The organism is Echinicola salinicaeni, from assembly GCF_014280965.1.
GTDB classification, from domain to species: Bacteria; Bacteroidota; Bacteroidia; order Cytophagales; family Cyclobacteriaceae; genus Echinicola; species Echinicola salinicaeni.
Map to the genome: position 1 here is coordinate 365,782 of NZ_JACODZ010000003.1, position 20,457 is coordinate 386,238.

13 protein-coding genes are annotated in these 20,457 nt (G+C 39.0%); 11 read left to right on the plus strand and 2 right to left on the minus strand.

Features of this window, described 5'->3' with window-relative positions:
- The first annotated feature begins 95 nt into the window (after window positions 1-95).
- The 3 genes from H7U17_RS07250 to H7U17_RS07260 all read left to right on the plus strand — a co-directional run bounded on the left by H7U17_RS07250 (window position 96) and on the right by H7U17_RS07260 (window position 6,599).
- Window positions 96-2,483, plus strand: coding sequence for a right-handed parallel beta-helix repeat-containing protein (locus H7U17_RS07250; protein WP_186755991.1), 2,388 nt, complete (start codon window positions 96-98; stop codon window positions 2,481-2,483).
- 127 nt (window positions 2,484-2,610) lie between these two features.
- A complete protein-coding gene (locus H7U17_RS07255) occupies window positions 2,611-4,101 on the plus strand; it encodes an alpha-L-fucosidase (protein WP_186755992.1) in 1,491 nt (496 codons plus the stop codon).
- A gap of 380 nt (window positions 4,102-4,481) precedes the next feature.
- On the plus strand, window positions 4,482-6,599 hold the full coding sequence (locus H7U17_RS07260; RefSeq protein WP_186755993.1) for a beta-L-arabinofuranosidase domain-containing protein: 2,118 nt from the start codon (window positions 4,482-4,484) through the stop codon (window positions 6,597-6,599).
- 188 nt (window positions 6,600-6,787) lie between these two features.
- Here H7U17_RS07260 and H7U17_RS07265 read toward each other — a convergent pair whose 3' ends face one another.
- Window positions 6,788-7,675 (minus strand): dienelactone hydrolase family protein, encoded by an 888-nt coding sequence (locus tag H7U17_RS07265; RefSeq protein WP_186755994.1) that lies wholly within the window; start codon window positions 7,673-7,675, stop codon window positions 6,788-6,790.
- Window positions 7,676-7,895: 220 nt separating this feature from the next.
- Window positions 7,896-8,666: a GDSL-type esterase/lipase family protein gene (locus H7U17_RS07270; protein WP_222439157.1), complete on the minus strand. Its 771-nt coding sequence runs from the start codon at window positions 8,664-8,666 to the stop codon at window positions 7,896-7,898.
- A 378-nt stretch (window positions 8,667-9,044) separates the two neighbouring features.
- On the opposite strand from H7U17_RS07270, the gene H7U17_RS07275 reads away from it, so the two are divergent.
- The 8 genes from H7U17_RS07275 (at window position 9,045) to H7U17_RS07310 (ending at window position 20,339) form a co-directional block, all read left to right on the plus strand.
- The gene (locus H7U17_RS07275; protein ID WP_186755995.1) at window positions 9,045-9,926 is read left to right on the plus strand and encodes a DUF6528 family protein; all 882 of its coding nucleotides are present in this window, start codon (window positions 9,045-9,047) and stop codon (window positions 9,924-9,926) included.
- A 149-nt stretch (window positions 9,927-10,075) separates the two neighbouring features.
- A complete protein-coding gene (locus H7U17_RS07280; RefSeq protein WP_186755996.1) occupies window positions 10,076-11,446 on the plus strand; it encodes a glycoside hydrolase family 28 protein in 1,371 nt (456 codons plus the stop codon).
- Between the two features lie 372 nt (window positions 11,447-11,818).
- Window positions 11,819-11,959: a hypothetical protein gene (locus H7U17_RS07285; RefSeq protein ID WP_186755997.1), complete on the plus strand. Its 141-nt coding sequence runs from the start codon at window positions 11,819-11,821 to the stop codon at window positions 11,957-11,959.
- A gap of 454 nt (window positions 11,960-12,413) precedes the next feature.
- The gene (locus tag H7U17_RS07290) at window positions 12,414-12,965 is read left to right on the plus strand and encodes an RNA polymerase sigma-70 factor (protein ID WP_186755998.1); all 552 of its coding nucleotides are present in this window, start codon (window positions 12,414-12,416) and stop codon (window positions 12,963-12,965) included.
- 294 nt (window positions 12,966-13,259) lie between these two features.
- Entirely contained in the window at window positions 13,260-14,432 is a 1,173-nt protein-coding gene (locus tag H7U17_RS07295; protein WP_186755999.1) for a FecR family protein, read from the plus strand.
- 134 nt (window positions 14,433-14,566) lie between these two features.
- Window positions 14,567-17,962, plus strand: a complete 3,396-nt coding sequence (locus H7U17_RS07300; RefSeq protein WP_186756000.1) for a TonB-dependent receptor — start codon at window positions 14,567-14,569, stop codon at window positions 17,960-17,962.
- An 18-nt stretch (window positions 17,963-17,980) separates the two neighbouring features.
- Window positions 17,981-19,858, plus strand: coding sequence for a RagB/SusD family nutrient uptake outer membrane protein (locus H7U17_RS07305; protein WP_186756001.1), 1,878 nt, complete (start codon window positions 17,981-17,983; stop codon window positions 19,856-19,858).
- A 31-nt stretch (window positions 19,859-19,889) separates the two neighbouring features.
- Complete coding sequence (locus H7U17_RS07310; RefSeq protein ID WP_186756002.1) at window positions 19,890-20,339, plus strand: DUF5018-related domain-containing protein; 450 nt, start codon at window positions 19,890-19,892, stop codon at window positions 20,337-20,339.
- The last annotated feature ends 118 nt before the right edge of the window (window positions 20,340-20,457 follow it).

The window sequence follows — 20,457 nt, forward strand, 5'->3', positions numbered from 1 at the left end:
GGCTTTTCTTTTTACATTTGTTTAGACCAAACGCCCTAACATGTCCTTTTGTCCGTAACAAAGTGATGAACATAAATTATTGGATAAGATATACTATGAAGTTTAAGAAGATTACAGTTGCGTTCCTGAGCGTCTTTTGTATTTCGTTAATGAGCAAAGCCCAAGATGGAAAGACATTTTATGTGTCACCAAGTGGGAGTGACAAAAATGTAGGGACTGAGGAATTGCCATTTGCAAGCATAGCAAAAGCAAAGGAAGTCATTAAAGGCTTTAAGGAGAAAAACTTAGAGGATCAAATTAACCTGATTCTTAGGGAAGGGACCTATTATCTTGGTGAGCCACTGATATTTGGAGCCAGTGAATCCGGAACTGAAAATGCGCCCTATTCGATACAGGCAGCAAAGGGTGAAAAAGTGGTGATTAGTGGAGGAAGACCGCTGGAGCTAAAATGGAGGAATCAAAGTGGAAATATATTGGTGGCCAAAGTACCAAAAGGACTTCAGTTCTCATCTTTGTTTATCAAAGGCCAAAAGCAAATCAGGGCCCGCTATCCTAATTATCAGGAAGGAGTATATCCGTATGGTGGTTTTGCAGAGGATGCCCTTTCCAAAGAAAGAATCGATAGCTGGAATAATCCAACAGGTGGCTTTATCCATGCCCTGCACTCCGGGCGCTGGGGAGGAATGCATTATGTGATTACTGGCAAGAATGCAGATGGAACCTTAGCCTATGAAGGAGGCTGGCAAAATAACCGTGAAAGTGAGATGCACAAAAGCATGCGTTTTGTAGAGAATATATTTGAGGAATTGGATGCTCCGGGAGAATGGTACCTTGATACAAAGAAAAGTTTGCTCTACTATTATCCCAATGAAGGGATGGGCAAAGAGGATATTGGACAGGTAGAAATTGCTGTTTTGGAAAACTTGGTAACGCTTAAAGGAGAAAAAGACCAGCCAGTACAGTATATCAGCTTTGAGGGAATTGAATTTACCCATACTGCCCCTACATTTATGAAGACCGAAGAACAGCTCATGCGTAGTGACTGGACAATCTACCGAGGAGGGACTATTTTGATGGACGGAACAGAAAACTGTTCTGTCACTAATTCGGTTTTCAGAAACCTTGGAGGCAATGCCATATTTGTAAGTAATTATAACCGTCAGGCGAATATCAGCAGTAACTTGATCGAGGAGATCGGCGGGAGTGCCATCAGTTTTGTGGGCGGAGCCGATGCCCTTCGTTCACCGAGCTTTAATTACCATGAGTTTGTCGAAGAGGAAAACCTGGACACGATTCCTGGTCCAAAGACAGCGAATTATCCTTCGAATTCCACCGCTTCGGATAACCTGATCAGGAATATAGGCCTGATAGAAAAGCAGGTGGCAGGTGTTCAGATACAGCTGGCGATGGATTTACATATTAGCCACAATACCATTTATGATGTTCCCAGAGCTGGTATTAATATAGGAGACGGTGCTTGGGGAGGTCATATCATCGAGTATAATGATGTTTTCAATACGGTAATGGAAACAGGTGATCATGGCGCTTTCAACTCTTGGGGAAGAGATCGCTACTGGCATCCCAATCGAAGTAAGATGAATGATTTGGCCGCAAGACACCCTGAGTGGATAAGGTTGGATGCTATCAAAACCACCATCATCAGAAACAATCGCTTCCATTGTGACCATGGCTGGGACATCGATTTGGATGATGGTTCCAGTAATTATGAGATTTACAATAACCTTTGCTTGAGTGGTGGTTTGAAGCTCAGGGAAGGTTTTTACAGAACGGTGTACAATAATATCACGGTGAATAATGGTTTCCATCCCCATGTATGGTTCAAGGAAAGCCATGATGTCTTTACCCGAAATATCGTGATGACTGCACATAAGCAGATCAGGGTGGATTTTTGGGGTGATAAGGTGGATGAAAATTTCTTTACCGCAGCTTCAGATTTGAGCAAAACACAAGAGTTTGGGGTAGAGGCCAGCTCGGAGTCAGGGGATCCATTATTTGTTGCTCCTGAGGAAGGTGACTTTAGGGTTCAGACAAATTCTCCAGCAAAAACTTCTGTGGGATTTGAGAATTTTGATATGGATGAGTTCGGAGTGGTTTCTCCTGTGCTAAAGTCTAAGGCAGGACAACCAAAGATTCCAGATCTTTTATTGGAGAGAAAAGAGGAAGCATCCAAGGTTTATGGTTGGCATGGCTTTAAATTAAAAAAGGTGGAGACATTAGGAGAACAGTCTGCAGCTGGATTGAATGAAATTGCTGGAATATTGGTATTGGAGGTGCCTAATGGGTATGATTCTTCTGATATGTCAAAGTTACAAAAAGGGGATGTGATATTGAGCAGCTGGGGTGATGAGGTAAATGATGTAATGAGCCTGCAAAAAGCTGAAAAAGGGAATGCTTGGAAAGGTCGAGTGGAGTTGGAGATTTGGAGAAATCAGTCGGTTATTTCTATTACTATTCCTAAATAATGTGGAAGCTGAAAGTAATTTCGAGCAGAAAATCCCGACACATTTATATTGGTATACTTCCTAATAATTATGTTGGTCGGTTTAATATATGCCAATAGATTTAAACCGACCGAATTCCAATCTAAACATGCGATATAAAAAGATGAAGACTTTTCCTTTTATACTAATCTTTATGTTCACAACGGTCCTATATGCCCAAACAGATGAATTAGAGAAGGGTGTTGTTGACATTAATCTGAACAAGCAGACAGACAATATTACTGTGCTGATGGCAGCAAGTTCAACAATGAGCCAAGGACTTACTGTAAAGTGGCCAGACAAATCCCCTAAGCATTTTTGGGTGGAAGGGTTTAATGATATAAATCAATCCTTGGAATGGAAAGTGAATGTCAAAAAATCTGGTCGCTTTCATGTAGACGTATTATTAAGTGCCAAGCCGCAAGAACAATTCGAAATTCAGGTGCTCAATAATGGTTCAAACTTACTATTTACCTCTTCAATAGATGGATGGGATAAAATTGATGGGGGAATGATTTCCCTCTCAAAGGGAGAAAATATCATTCGTTTGATCAAAAAGACAAATAAATCAAATGTGTCCGTAAAGTCCTTGGAACTTATTGAAGAGGACGAATTGAGAGATTATAGAAAAAGAGTTGAACAGTTTAAGGTGAGTACTGATAGGTTTGCTGGTACAGGATATGGCTTGATGTTTCAATATGGTCCTTGGGCCTATCCCCAAAAAGGAGAGGAAAGAAAGACCATGGATGAAATGGCGCGTGATTTTGATATTAATAAATTCGTTGCCATGGTAAAAGAAACAGGAGCATCTTATGTTATTTGGTCGCTCACTTGGTGGGATTATAAATTAATGATGCCTTCGAAAAGTGTCGACAGGATAATCGGTAATAGTGAAAGAACGTCCTCGGAGAATTTTATAGGCAAATTGGCCCATGAACTTAAAGCAAACGATATTCGTTTTATGCTTTATTATCACCTAGGCCATGCCAGTCATATGGGAGGGAAGACTGATTGGTGGCAAGCTCAACAATGGCCAGAAGAATTTGCAGCAACTGGAAGTGGGCAACGTGATGTGTTTTTTGCTAATTGGATGGCTGTGATCAAAGAAATTGGCGAGAACCTTGGGGAGGATCTGGATGGTTGGTTTTTTGACGATGGATTAGTGTATTATCCTGCCCCATTCGAAAAAATGGGACTTGCAGCAAGAGCTGGTAACTCAAATCGTTTGATTTCATATAACCCATGGATCTGTGCTGATTATACAGAATTTCAGGATGTTTATTTTGGGGAGGGTAGTCATGGAGAAGTTAGGGCGGGTAGCGCGCCAATTGGCGGAAATGGTGTTTTTAAATCTGGTCCTCACAAAGGGTTATTGCAGCATTCCATGTTTATAATGGAAGGTGATTGGGGAATTCATAAACCTAATCAAGAAATTGAAACAAAAATATCAAAAGAGGATGCCTTAAAATGGCTGAATAGTGCGAAAGAAAGGAATGTGCCGCTTTCGTTTAATTTATTGATGTGGGAAGATGGTGGTGTGGCAGCGTCTTCTGTTGAGATTTTAAAGGAATTGAAAAATAAAGTACTGAAAAAGGAATAATCTGTCTTCGGTCAGGTAGATCAGAATAAATCCGTAATAGGTAAGTTTACTGGAGTGATAACGGATAATCATAATATATTTTTCATAACTAAAGCTTAGGGACTGAAAAAAATTGGGGGAAGCAAATGCCCATTTGGAAATAGACGAGCAGAGTCGAAGCCTAGTTATAAATAAACATGATTAAGGAATCAGTTTGTAAATAAGATAGATTTTTTAGCATCCTCACCCTGTACCGTAAATTTCAAGCAAAAATTAGCACAAAACCTGATTATTGAATTTGATTTTAGTTTGGAATAAAAGTAAACACTAACTTGAAATGAGCTTAGTGTTTGCTCTTATATTTTTATACCCTATTTCAAACCTAAATTATACCTAATATAATGAACAAAGTATTGATTACCAGTGTGCTGTGTGTAGGGTTGCTCATGAACACTGTTATGGCAGTAGCCCAAGGTCAATCTAACAATAAAAAGAACAGCTCCCTTTATTTACAAAATAGAATACCCCTGACAGAAAAACCATATCTGGAATTGCCTTTAGGTAATATTCAGCCAAAAGGCTGGATCAAAGACCAACTTTTGAGGATGAAAACAGGGCTTACGGGCAATTTGGATGAAATCTATCCAGAGGTGATGGGAGCTAGAAATGGATGGCTGGGAGGCGATGGAGATGGTTGGGAAAGGGGACCTTATTGGATTGATGGTCTTTTACCCTTGGCGTATATCTTGGATGATAAGGAGTTAAAAGAAAAGGTGCAGCCATGGATAGAATGGACTTTGGCAAACCAGCAAGCAAATGGCTATTTAGGACCAATTCCATTTGATGCTGACCCCGCCTATGAACCAGGTCTCCAGCGTGGGATGCGGAAAGATTGGTGGCCAAAAATGGTGATGTTGAAGATTATGCAGCAATACTATAATGCTACGAATGATCCTCGGATCATTGCTGCCTTGACCAAGTATTTCAAATATCAATTGGAAGAACTTCCAAACAGCCCTTTGGATAAATGGACTTTCTGGGCCAATAGGCGAGGTGGTGATAATTTGCAAGTGGTCTATTGGTTGTATAATATTACTGGAGACAAGTTTTTATTGGATTTAGGAGAGCTGCTTACTGAACAGACTTTTCCTTGGTCACAGGTTTTCCTCAATGAAGAGAACCATAAAGATCCCAAATCTCCTTGGTATTTCTATCAGATGAAGCGGTATCCATTTGATCAGGAAGAAATAGCATCATTGACAGTGTCTAAAATTGGAGGAATTCATACCGTGAATTTGGCCCAGGGCTTGAAGCAACCCATTATTCAGTACCAATATGATAAGGATGCCAATCACCTTAAAGCCCTTAAGGAAGCCATGGCCGACCTGAAAAAGTACCATGGGCAACCTCAGGGAATGTATGGTGGGGATGAGCCTTTGCATGGGAATAAACCTACTCAGGGAATCGAGTTTTGTTCGATTTCTGAGGGGATGTTTTCCCTGGAGTCCATCTTGCAAATTACCGGGGACATGCATTATGCCGACCAATTGGAGAAGATCACTTATAATGCATTGCCTACCCAGGCTTCGGATGATTTTATGAGTCGTCAGTATTTTCAAGCGGCCAACCAAATTAAGTTAACCGATCAGTTACAAACTTCCTTTGAAACCAATCATCATAAAGGGACAGATTTTGTTTTTGGTATTCTATCAGGCTATCCTTGCTGCACTTCCAATATGCATCAGGCCTGGCCAAAATTTGTCCAAAATCTCTGGTATGCCACCCATGATGGTGGGGTAGCAGCACTTTTATATGCCCCTAGTGAGGTAGAACTTAAAGTGGCTGATGATGTGGATCTAAGGATTATTGAGGAGACAGGTTACCCATTCAGGAATCAGGTTCATTTTACCATGGACTTGGGACAAACAGCTTCTTTTCCTTTTCACTTGAGAATACCTAATTGGACCGAGGAAGCTGTGATAACAATAAATGGGGAAGTATGGGATGGAGAAGCTCATCAGCAAGTTGCGATTATTGATCGTACCTGGGAAAATGGGGATAAAGTTACTTTGACTTTGCCTATGCTGCTGAAACACTCGCAGTGGTATTCCTTCAGTGCAGCCATAGAAAGAGGCCCTTTGGTATATGCTCTCAAAATAAAGGAAAAGCAAGTGGCCAAAAACCGCAATGATGGGTATGGGGAGTTTTATGAATATATACCTGCCGAGGAATGGAAGTATGGTTTACTGGGTAGTGATTTGGCTGATCTTGATAAATTTGTGGAAGTAAGCGAAAATGAATGGAATGGCGAATATCCATGGAATCTTGAAAACAGCCCTATAAGTCTTAAGATGCGTGGTGTAAGAGCTGCAGATTGGACGCTTGAAAATGATGCTCCAGGCTTGCCAGGTTTTTGGAGCAAGAGAGTAGGGGAAGAGGATATTGTTGATGAAATCACTTTGGTACCCTATGGTTGTACAACTTTGAGAATTACCGAATTCCCTGTTTATGCAAAGTGATTTTTCCCATTCAAATCTACTGTCTGAATATTTGATCTGTGTTGCAGGATTTTATCTCCCCTTTCTTTTCAAATCAGGAAAGGGGAGATTTATTTTTAGATGATCACTTTGGTTTTTTCAGGAACCATTTGCTGCATTAGGTGGTCAGCTATGTATGATTCTTTAGGCTGAGCATAGGCTAGACTATATTACCCTAGATTCTCTTTGAAAAAACTAATCGTCCTTTCCCAAGCCAGTTTGGCAGCAGCTTCGTCATAGCGGGGCGTGGTGTCGTTATGAAAGCCATGGTTGGCATCAGGATAAATATAGGCCATATATTCTTTATTGTTCTCTTTTAGTGCTTTCTCATAATCTGGCCATCCTGCATTTACCCTTTGGTCCAGTTCTCCATAGTGGAGGAGTAAGGGGGCTTTGATCTGATCGACCATTTCAAGAGGTGGTTGACTGCCGTAAAAGGGTACTGCAGCCTTTAACGCTGGTACTTTTACGGCCATCATATTTGAAATCCATCCCCCAAAACAAAAGCCCACTACGCCCACGGAACCCGAACATTCCTCATGGTTTTTCAGGTACTCAAAGGCCGCAATAAAATCTTCAAGCATCTCATTCCTGTCTCTTTTCCGTTGCATTTCCCTGCCTTCATCGTCATTGCCAGGATAGCCTCCCAATGGACTTAGGGCATCCGGTGCAATGGAAACGAAACCAGCTTTGGCAGCTCTTCTGCCCACATCTGCGATATAGGGATTGAGCCCACGGTTCTCGTGAACTACCACAATTCCCGGTAGTTTGACTTTGGTATCTGCTGGTCTGGAAAGTTGGGCTTTTATTTCTCCCCCACCCTTTGGCGAGGAATAGCTGATCGTTTCAGTATTGAGACTTTCATCCTGTAAGGGCACTTGAATATTGTCTGCATAGTTGGGCATTAAAAAGCTGGTCAAAGCGCTCAGACTGAGTCCGCCAACAGCATAGGCAGAGAGCTTTTCCATAAATTCCCGACGTTCGAGTTTATTGTGGGCATAGGCGTCGTATAGGTCAAAAACTTCCTGTTTGATATCTTTCCTGCTCAATTTTTTCATGGTTTATTGCTTTTATGGTTGGTAAGCATAAGTTAAAAAATATGTAGCGGAAAATGTCCTTGTCCAATTGTTTTATTTGTTGACAGCCAGAGGTTAATGCGCTGGTTTGAGCGGTGTGGTTTTCAAGTACAAATCTTGTTTTAATGCATGTCTAGTGTACAATGCTATTCAGATTGGGATCTTATTCTGTATGATCAATATTCCACAGAGAAATATCGTTTTATAGTGTATTAAGTATGTCCTTTTCAGCTGCTACCCATACTTTATAGCCCATTTCATTGAGGTGGGTGCCGTCATTTGTAAGTTCACTTTTCATCAATCCATTCTGATCGACGAAAAAGGAATGAAGATCAATCACCCGATAATATTCTTTGGCCTCATTTTCTTTTATAATGCTGTTTACCAAATTGATGCTGGCTTTTAAATCGGGTCTGGCATTGGGCAGCACGGTTTGGATATAGATCTTGGTTTTTGGTGAGCCTTTGTGAATTTGCTGGGCAATTTTGATAATATTATTGCCAATATATTCAGGAGAAGGGATTTTGGTATGGTAGACGATATTGGACCTGGATTCATCTTTTTGGTGATAATTGGACAAATCATTGATGCCAATCAGCAAAAATACTGCTTTGGGCCTATAATGGATGATTTCCTTCAGCCTTGCCAGCACACCATCTGTCACATCTCCAGAAATTCCACGGTTTTTGATATGCTTCAGACCAAACTTTTCGCTCCAGTTTTTTCCTTGTTCGGTAATACTATTGCCGATAAAGACAATGTCCCCAAAATCAAGGGGGTTTTCTTTGAAATTTCGGATTCGAGCTTGGTAATGACCTACGGTCCATTCATTATGATACGGGGTGACTATTTCTTCTGTGGGGTATAGCTTTTGAATATCTACGGTCTTCTTGGAAGTGCCACAACTTCCCAACAGACAAATTAGGCAAATGAGCAGTTTTGATTTTATAAAAAGGATAATACTGTTTTTCATGCCATATATTGTTAATGACTATTATTAAAATAAAAAGGCTAGGGATTTAATTTTAGACGGCTTACCCGAGCATACAAATTGCAAGTTATTAGAAAAAGTGTTTTGTGGCTTTTGCAATACAAAAAAGATTGATTGAGATTTTTGGTTTAAGCAGTTATATAAAAGGGGGAATTCAAAAAAACACCTGTTTTTGATTACCCTTTAAGGGGGCAAGGCTAGATTATCGGCCGTTCATCAAAAAATAAGGATAGCTTAAAAAGTTGGGAATGGGGCTTTTGGTCTAAATGTGTATTTTTATTGCTGATATTTAGTTTGTAATAAAAGACTCATTGATCCAGGGTTTTTGTTTTGGATCGGTTATATAATATAAATAAGAAGATGAAAAGGGTTTTTGCAGGTTTTTTAGGAGCCTGCTGCAGTTTGGCCATGGCCTGTACCAGTACCAAAGACAACGCCAGTTTTTTGGTTTGTGGAGATAGCAAGGTCTTATATGTGGATTATGAGCAATCCACTAATGACCATGCAGAAATCATTTGGACTTGGGATGCCCATCAAGCTGTGGATCTTCCTGAGGTATACCGAGAAAAGCGATTCAATACAATGGATGACTGCAAGATCATTTCGGAAGGGAAACAGTTAGTCGTTTCAGCTTCTTCAGGAGGGGTGGCCTTATTGGATGTCAAGGAACGAAATGTATTATTTTACGCGACCGTTCCCAACGCCCACTCTGTGGAGTTATTACCGGGTGATCGACTAGTAGCGGCGGCTTCTACCAGTAAAACAGGTAATAAGATTATGCTTTTTGATATAAATGAAAATGAAAAAGTCATATTTGAAGATAGCCTGTATTCTGCTCACGGTGTAGTTTGGCATCCTGAAAGGAAAACCTTATTTGCCTTAGGTTATGATGTGCTGAGGGAATATAGCATGCCCTCTCCAAATCAGTTGGAATTGGAGAGGGAGTGGAAGATACCGGGAGAAGGAGGACATGATCTTCAGCTTTCTGAGGATAGAAAAGGATTTTATATGACGGAGCATACCGGAGCATGGTTTTTTGATTTGGCCAGCCAGGAGTTTGGGAAAATAGAAGGATTCCCAGAAGCAGAAAATATCAAAAGTTTGGGAGAGCATCATTCTGGGCAGCTGATTTATACTGTGCCCGAAAAGAGCTGGTGGACCCACCATGTGTTTTTCCATCAACCGGAGAAAAAAGTGCCTTTTCCGGATATGAAAGTCTACAAAGCCAGATGGTTTGAATAATTTATCTCATCGTATAACCAGTTCTAAATTTTAGGGCTGGTTTTTTTGTAATGGACAGCATTGATCAGTATACTTTTGAAGGTACCGTAGATTATATTTGATAATGGAGGACCGGATGCGTCCAGTATAAAAAGTTTAAAACAAGGATAATGAATAGGCTAAGTTGGTTTTTAAGGGGGATCTGTTTCATTTTTTTGCTTGGATGCTCAAGCCCAAATTCAGAAGTGTTGTTTGAAGAGTTGGACTTGGAGGTGCCTTTTGAAATGGCTTCCATTAAGGTGCCTGACTTTAGTCTGACAAATCGGTATGTGATTACTGATTTTGGTGCTGAAAAAGGAGATAAAATGGCAATCAGCCAAGCGATTGCCTCAGCTATATCAGAGGCAAATAATAATGGTGGAGGAACAGTGGTGATACCAAAGGGAGAATGGTTGACCGGAAAGGTGCATTTAAAAAACAATGTTAATTTACATCTGGAAAAAGGGGCGATACTACTTTTTTCTGGTGATCCCAAAGATTATTTACCTGCAGTGCAGACGACATGGGAGGGGATGGAATGTTTTAACTATTCCCCATTGATTTATGCTTTTGGCTGTGAAAATATAGCCATTACAGGTGAAGGGACACTCAAAGCTGAAATGGAAACATGGGAGAAGTGGTTTGCCCGGCCAAAGCCTCATATGGAAAGTCTTAAACTACTTTATGAACAAGCGGCTAAGGATGTTGCTGTAAAAGATAGGCAGTTTGTAAATGATACCGCTAATTTCCGACCCCAGTTTATTCAGTTCAATAGGTGCAAAAATGTCTTGTTGGAAGGAGTAAAAATCCGAAACAGCCCTTTTTGGGTGATCCATCCTTTTATGAGCAAGAATGTGGTGATCCGAAAAGTGGATGTCTATGCCCATGGTCATAATAATGATGGTGTGGATCCTGAAATGAGCCAGAATATACTGATTGAAGACTGTGTGTTTGACCAAGGAGATGATGCCATAGCTGTGAAGGCTGGAAGAAATCAAGATGCCTGGAGGCTGAATATGCCCACCAAAAATGTGGTCATCAGAAATTGCCTAATTAAGAATGGCCATCAACTGTTGGCCATAGGAAGTGAACTTTCCGGAGGGATAGAAAATATATATATGGAAAATTGTGAAGTGGAAGAAGGGGCAAAATTGAACCACCTGCTATTTATAAAAACGAATGAAAGAAGGGGTGGTTATGTTTCCAATATCATCATGAAAGATATTAAATCTGGAAAAATCGACCAGGGTGTTTTGGGGATAGAAACTGATGTGCTATACCAATGGCGCGACTTGGTTCCTACTTATGAGCGCAGATTGACCTCCATTAGTGATATTCAAATGACCAATATAAAAGCTAACGACGTGCAGTTTGTTTCCCGAATATTGGCTAATGAAGAGAAGCCTGTAAAAAATATTATGCTCAAAAATATCCAAGTGGATTCAGTACGGGAAAAAGACCTGATTCATAAAAATGTCTTGGGATTTGAGTTGGACGATTGAGGTTTTTAATAGGTCTTGGATTAGATTGCTTATTACCTTAATAAGCCTAAATTTTTTTGATCAATGGCACGTATCGGGTGGTATTTCTATTTTAAGGGCTTAAATATGTCACTTCTTTTATTGTTTGTAGTCTTGTTCATAGGAAAAATTTTTAATAATGTTATTTTCGTTTGTTTTTAATTTCTTTTAAATAATACTTTTTATATTATATTTGCTTTAGATCTTTTGCCCTAAAATAAAAAACTGTCCTTTAACAAGGTGTTGATTCCTAGTTGATTTAGATGTTACAGTATATGAGTTTTAAGAAAGTTACTGTTGCGTCCCTGAGTGTTTTCTATATTTAGTTGATGAGCAAAGCTACAGAAAGGTGATGTGATATTGGGTAGTTGGGGTGATAAGGTCAATGATGTAGTAGCCCTGCAAAAAGCTGAAAAAGGGAATGCTTGGAAAGGTCGTGTGGAACTGGAGGTTTGGAGAAACCAAAGTGTCAAAGCAATTACAATTAGGGAATAATTAAGGACCGTAGGACTGTATTGTATGATCGGTTGTGTGCTGAATTTGAGCAGTTTTAATATTTATATGTTAGCGTTTATAAGTTGAAATCACCTAAGTCATAATACTATGATATATAATTTTCTCTTCATTTTACGGGAAAATAGCGAATGATAATCAGATCAAAGAGCCATTATATTTTGATGTGTAAGCGAAGCGGTAAATTCCAAGAGTATAATGGTGAAGTGGTTTGATTGAATCAATTAAGGTTGTTGTGGAAGATGGTGGTTGAGAATTTAATGATTGTAAGGATTTATGAATTTCCTAAAAAGGGGAAGGAATAGAATGGTTGCATGTTTTATTTTGAGAAAGTCATTCAATGAATGGGATTTCAAAATAAAACATGTGTAAATAAGTTGATAATGATGATTTTCTAGAGAAGTTTCTAATTGATTAATCGCTAACCTGGCTGAAAGTGAAAATTGAGGATAAATTATTATTAAGAGAAATTCAAAAACGCAATGAAGCTGTTTTTGAAGCGCTTTTTCATGATTATTATTCTGGATTGGTGAAATTTGCAGAAGGTTTTGTTTTTGATTCAGAAGTATGTGAGGATATAGTACAGAACATATTTGTCTATATTTGGGAACAGGCTGAGTATTTGAATATTACTAGTTCATTCAAATCGTATTTGTATCAGGCGGTAAAAAATAGGTGTTTAAACTATTTGAGAAATCTGAAAATTGTAGATAAGCACCACTTATTATATATTGAAGCCAGTATAAATGATTCGAATGTAAATTTGGAGAATCCCGAGCTAATTCAAAAAATTGAAATGGCTATTGAGTCCCTTCCTCCGAAAATGTCAGAAATTTTTAGGCTGAAATATTTGGAAGAAAAGACGATTAGGGAAATTTCATCTCAACTTGAGATTACCGAAAACACCATTAAAACCCAGTTGCTCAGGGCAAAAGATAAGTTAAGGGTAGGACTACGGGAATCCCTTGATATTAATTTTTTACTATAATTATAAAGCTATTTATTGCTTGTATAATATTCATAATACTTGGTTCAGTTAATAAGCGGAATGCTTTTACAAGTTTAATCGCTGGACTTTATCAATTTTTATTTCTGGGTACGTATTCCTTTGCACATAGCGAAATCTTCATAGGTATTTGGATTTGAATAGTTTTACGTCCTTTTCCATTATCTAGAAAGTATAGAGATCCTCGCTTAAAAAAAAAAAAAAATAATTAAAAAAGAATAAATTTTGTCACCTATTGATTGATTCCATGTGTCATATGGTAAAAACTATTAATAGGTGAATAAAAATTCTGGAAATATAGATTTTTCAATTATATGGAAAAAGGTCCATACTTCTCTGACAGTAGAGGAAGAAAGGCAGCTAAAAGATTGGTTGGCGGCCAGTGAGGAACATCAGGATTACTTTGATAAAGTAAGGGCATTTTATAAAAATGGATCCCAGTTTGAGAACACAAATGTTATAAGCAAAGAAGCTTGGCCTCATGTTTTTAATAAAGTAAACCTTTCCCAGACAAAAAGAAACAATAGGTATTTTTTATATGCTGCATCATTGGCTGCATCAATTGTTTTAATGATAGGTTTTTTAGCGATTTTGAAACCCGAGTTATTCCGAAAAGAAGTCCTATTACAAGCTGAATCTTCTATTGTTCCAGGGACAGAAAAAGCTATCCTTTTGATGGATAATGGCAGTTCATATGATCTTTCCTCAGGTAAAAACCTGAGCTTGGAGGAGGGTGGAGCTGAAATCTCAAGTAAGGGTAATTCCCTGAAATATAATAGTGAAAAAGTAACTGAGAAGGAGGTGAAATTCAATACCCTGGTAATTCCCAGAGGAGGTCAGTTCAATTTGACTTTGGCGGATGGGACCCAAGTATGGCTTAATGCAGGCTCTTCATTGAAATACCCCACTGCATTTATGGGAAATGATAGAACTGTAGAACTTACAGGGGAGGCCTTTTTTGAAGTTACAAAAAATAGAAAAAAGCCATTTAAAGTCATTAGTGGAGGACAAATAGTCCAAGTATTAGGGACTTCATTTAATATTTCATCCTATGAGGAGGATGCTAATATTTACACAACCTTGGTTGAAGGAAAGGTAAATGTTTACCTGGAAGATGAACCTCAGCAAAAACAGGTCTTGGTCCCGAACCATCAGAGTGTCCTCAGAAAAGGTCAAAATGCCATAGCGCGGAGAGTTGTAGATGTGAACGAGTACATTTCTTGGAAAGAAGGCTGGTTTTATTTCAAGGATAAATCCTTGGAGACTATAGTGTTAGATCTTGAAAGATGGTATGATGTTTCTTTTCAATTTGAAAATCAAAAAGCAAAAAAAATACCCTTTACAGGGAAAGTTCGCAGATATGAGAATTTAGAAGATGTTCTGAAATTAATAGAAAAAACCGGAGATGTAAACTTTAAAATAGAAAGGAGGATAGTCACTGTACAATAAAAAAGGAGGATGCTACCAACATCCTCCTAAAAACAAATCGAATAAATCTCAATGTTTTACTTAAGCAATTTAAAATTATGAAAAAAATGCCCAGTAACCTACCCTTTGGTTTAAGGGGTAAAATGTTATTAACCATGAAACTCACCCTGATACTTATGTTGGTGGGCGTGATGAAAGTTTCAGCAAGTGCTTATTCCCAAAATGTAAAATTGGCGCTGGATTTACATCAAGCTACCATTGAGCAAGTTTTTGAGGAAATTAAAAGTCAAAGCGAATTTAATTTTCTTTATCGATCTGATCTTATCAAGCAGATCCCAAAAGTCAATGTCAGTTTGAAAAAGGTAGGGATTGAGGAAGTCCTTGATCAGATTTTGGTTCCTTACCAATTTTCTTATGAAATACATGATAAAACTATCATTATCAGTCAAAAACAAATCATAAAAACGGATGAAACAAGTTTACACAAAAAAATAAACACCATTGAATTAAAGGGGAAAGTTACCGATGAGAATGGTCAGCCCATTCCCGGGGTTACCATTCAGGTTAAAGGAACCACGAAAGGTACCGTAACCGATATCGACGGAAATTATACCATTCAAGCAGAGGAAGGAACCGTATTGGTATATAGTTTTTTGGGTTATGAGCGTCAAGAATTGTCAGTAGGAAATCAGTCTGTACTAAATGTCAGCATGGTGCCCGATACCCAATCTTTGGAAGAAGTCGTAGTGGTGGGATTTGGTACTCAAAAGAAATCACACCTTACAGCTGCAGTGGAACAAATCGGCAGTGAAATGTTGGTCAATAGGCCAATTAATAAATTGTCAGAAGCACTTCAAGGAGCTATGGCCGGACTTTATATCAGCCCTACAAATGGAGGTCCTGCAAGCGAGGCCAATTTTAATATTCGTGGGTTTACAGGAATCAACCAGCGAGGAGGGCCACTTGTTTTAGTAGATGGAATCGAGCGAACCATGAGTGATGTCAATCCGAATGATGTGGAGTCGGTGACTGTTTTGAAGGATGCTGCGGCATCTGCAATTTATGGTTCAAGAGCTCCTTCAGGTGTTATTCTTATCACCACCAAAATGGGGAAAAAAGGTGATAAGATAAAAGTTAACTACAGTAATAATTATAGTGTAGGAACGCCAATTGGCATGCCACATTGGGCCAATTCCTATGAATTTGCGGAAAAGGTCAATGAGCAATATAGAAATTCATTAAGTACTCCAATCTTTAAAGAAGAGACGATTCAGTTAATGAGGGATTATGCTTCTGGGGAAATTGATTACAGTAATGTAGCACTTCCTAATGGTCAATGGGGAGCACACTGGGATATGTTTGGAAACAGTGATTGGTTTGATATCATGTTTAAAAAGGCAGTTCCTAGTCAACAGCATAATATTAGTTTTTCAGGAGGAGGAAATAAGACCAGTTATTATATGGGTTTAGGCTATAATGAAGCCAATGGAATTATTAAAGGCGCCAACGATAAAAAGGACCGATACACCACCTTGCTGAAAGTGAAAACAGATGCTACGGATTGGCTTGAGCTAAGGATGAGCATGAATTATGTAAAGACAGATGAAGTGGCCCCTAATTACCGAGGGCGCGGAGCGGATTATGCCGATATGTGGGCCAATGCCGCCGCAACGCTTCCTTCTTGGGTGGATATAAATCCAAACGGAAGCCCTTCATTTTTGAGTAGTGGCCCATCCATGAGAGGCGAAGGAGGTGATCAGACTAACGATAGAAACGAGATCACGATGACAGGAGGGTTTACCATAAAGCCCTTTAAAGATTTTAATATAAAGGGAAATTATACCTGGAGGAATTTCACCAGTCATTTTAATCGTAACACCTTTGTAATTACCGTTATAAACGCAGATGGAAGTACGCGTAACTCAGCGAGGTCTGCTACCCAAAGTAGTGTGATTAGGAGAATGGATTTAACGAATTACCACACGCTTGATTTAGCAGCGGATTATTCAAAAATAATTAATAAGCACTCTATAACGGCTTTAGTCGGTTACCAAGAAGAGTATAATAAGTATACCCGGTTAAGTGGAACCGGGAGGGATTTATATACAAATTCAGTTCCAACCATAAGTACAAGCTATAATGAAAATCCATCTGTGTCTGATGCATTAAGTCATTGGGCTACACAAGGTGTTTTTGGAAGGTTAGCATATAATTATGATGAAAAATATTTTGTCGAATTTAATGGACGTTATGATGCTCACTCAAAATTCCCCGCAGATATTAGGTGGTCATTTTTCCCATCGGTTTCTGCCGCTTGGAATATAGCAAGAGAAAATTTCTGGCCTATTAAACAAGACCATGACTTAAAGTTTAGGGCAGCTTACACCTCCTCTGGAAACCCAGGTAGCGGTAATTACCTTTACCTTCCTACCATGGGAACAGGTATTGGAAATGGAGATGTATTGCTTGGAGGTGCAAAACCAAACATGGTGTTTATGCCTGGGCTTGTAAGCTCTGATTTAACATGGTCGAAACCAAAAACATTAGGTTTTGGGATGGATGCAACAGCCCTGAATAACAGACTTGAATTTACCTATGATTGGTATCAGCGTACGATTTATGACCAAGCAGGTCCTCCTAAATTTTTACCACAAACCATTGGTACAGGTCTTCCTAATGTGAATAATGCTGTCAGTGAGACACGAGGTTGGGAATTTTCAGTGAAGTGGAGAGACATCGGATTTACCATGAAGGATAAGCCCGTGAATTACGCTTTAAAGTTTAATATTTCCGATTATATAGGGTATGTGGTTGAATATGAAGATAATATCAATGGCTTTAGGAACTCCTGGACACCGGGTCAAAGATTCGGCGAGATTTACCTGTATGAGTCCAATGGCATTGCCCAGAACATAGAAGATGTTGAGGCAAATGTACCTCAAGGAGGGGGATGGTATTATCCAGGAGATTTGATGATGAAAGATTTGAATGGTGATGGGCAGATCAATGCAGGGGAAGGTGGAAAATGGTACGCTAGAGGTGACCAAGTATTTGCTGGCTTTAATTATCCTCGTTACCAGTATGGTTTTAACCTTTCAGCCAGTTGGAATGGCTTCGATTTATCGGCACAATTGATAGGGGTGCCGGAATGGAAAGTCTTTTCAAATAATTTTTACGTGAGACCTGCTGGAGGTAATATCTGGAACTCCAAATGGTTCGAAATACATAAAGAATTAGGAACATGGACACCTGAAACACCTGATAATTATTATCCAAGACATTCATTTAAAACGTATGCTGCAAACGACCAGTATCAATTAAACCTGGCCCACCTTAAAATTCAAAATTTACGTTTGGGATATAATTTGCCTAAAAGCTTAATAAGTAAGGTCAAGCTTGACCGAGTGCATTTCTATACCAGTGTTGAAAATTTGGGCTTCATCTATTATAAGTCAGATATTAAATACGCCCCTGAGATCATTGCGCGATACGGAGGAAGAGGTTATCCTCCTCAACGTCAAATCTCCTTAGGTGTGAACATAGGTATTTAATTTAAAAAATAACTAAACATGAAATCAAGACTAATATATATATGGATATTGCTGGTAGCATTTGTTATCTCATTGGGTAGCTGTAGAGAGGATTTTCTTGAAAGATATCCTTTGGATCAAATGACTGATGCCACATTTTTCACCTCTGCGAATGATTTAAAAGTTATGGTAAATGGTTTTTACAGACTTTTTCCAAGATATCATTTTCAGCAAGGCGGAAATGCCCATAATGGTTATTTGGATGCCAATACAGATATCCAAGTAGGCACGGGGCCTTCAGGTGCATTATTGCAAAGAGGAAGTAGTGGGCAAGCTCCCGCTACGGATGGTTTTTGGAACAGTAGTTTTAGCTGGATAAGGCAGATAAATTATTTAATAACCAATTCGGAACGAGTACCAAGTGACGTTGAAGCTGATCAATATATTGGTGAAGCGCATTTTTTTCGTGCATGGGTGTATTTTAATATGTTACAGCGCTATGGAGATGTACCTATTTATACCGAGGTGCTAGAGACTGATAGTGAAGCCTTATATAGAACCAGGGATTCTAGGTATGATGTGGCCAAGTTTATCCTTCAAGATTTGGACATAGCCATTGAAAAGATGGATTGGAAAAATTCGGTTTTCTCAAAACAAGGAAGGGTAAATAGAGAATCTGCTCTTGTGATGAAAGCCAGGGTTGCTTTGTATGAAGGTAGCTGGGAGCATTATCACGGTGCTAAAAGCACCCCTTTTGCCGTAAGTGGAAAAGATGGCAATGAATTTTTAGAAATGGTAGAACCTGCCATTCAGGAATTGATTGACCATCAAGGGGATGCCTTGTTTAGTAAGGGAGGCCCGCTTAATGAGGCCTATAATCAGATACTTTCCCAAAAAGATGCCTCTTCTTCAGAAGGAGTGTTTTTATACCGTATTTATGATGTAAATGAAATTGTAGGACATAATTTCTACGATAAAGTAGTGGATAACCCTCAGTCACCAACAAAGAAGTTGGTAGACAATTACCTGGATAAGAATGGTGTTCCGCAGGAGCTATCTTCCTTACCTGTGGATCCTAAGCACTTAAACAGTTTGGGAGAAAATTTGGATCCGAGGTTTAGGCAGTCCATTTGGACTCCAGATAGAGGTCCTCATAATCAAATAGTAGGTTTTGAGACACAAGCATTGCCTTTAAGGTACCCTACCATCAATAATATTTTCACAGCCAATTATTCATCTACCGGGTTTCGTGTGTGGAAAGGGGCAATTTTTGATGCGAATGAATGGAGAAACGGTTCCGTGGATGATGTTTTGATTCGCTATGCTGAAGGACTTTTGGCCTTGGCGGAAGCAAAAGCAATATTGGGAACAATTACCCAGTCTGATTTGGATAAAACAGTAAATGTACTCCGGAATAGGGTTGGAATGCCTGCAATGGTGCTAAGTGAAGTAAACTCTTGGCCTATATCCTATTCAACTAAAAAGGGTTTTGATCCTTCTGCGTCGAATATTGTAAACGAAATCCGAAGAGAAAGAGAAGTTGAGCTTGTTTTTGAGGGACATCGAGAAAGAGACTTAAAAAGGTGGGCGGTTTTCCATGATGTAATCAATGGATGGAAGCCAAAAGGAGCGTATAGTCAGGAGTTTGTTGATTATTTTAATGATCCATCAAAATTGACTGCGGATGGCCTAGGTTCAGTAGATGCCCAAAAATACGGTTTGACCTTGGGTGTAAATTATGATGTTCATGAAGACGGGTTTTTAAATCCATTTTTTGTGAATCCAGATTTTAAAGAATCAGGTGAAGGGTACTTTGTAGAGCCTGGACGTGCTTATTTATCTGCCATTCCTAGAAATGAAATTGATTTATATATGGAAGCAGGCGTTGAGTTAACTCAAAATCCCGGTTGGTTTTAAATTTTAATTTATCATTAAAAAGCATACACCCATGAAAAATAATATTTTAACCCTATTTGTTTTAGCGTTAGTGGGGATCTTATTTTCCTGTGAACCAAGAATTGACTTTGATGAAGGACAATGGGGAGACACTGCCTTTATTACGAATGTGAACATATTTACCCTTCAAACTGATGAACACGAACTTCAGGAGTATTATGAGAATGGAGAATTGACACCTGCACGTAAAAGGCTTTTTATCTCTATTGGAAATGCTGAGATCGACAATGAAAATTTCACGGCTACAGTAAGAGTCCCTGAATCGGCAAATATTAGACAGGCAGGGATTGTGATATACCATCAAAGTGTTCGGGTAGAACCTGTTGGAGATACGCCAACGGCCGGTATTCTAACCGACCTTTCTGCTCAGGAATTTGAGTATATGTTGGTTTCGGCAGATGGAACCACGCATAATTGGACTATTAAGATTATTGTAGAATAATCAAAAGAGCATAATAGTTGGATGTAAATCAAGCAGTCAACAGTATAGTTTGGCTGTTTGGTTTTTTTATTGACTTAATGTATTTGAGTAAAAGCAGTATTGATAAGCTTTTAGGAGG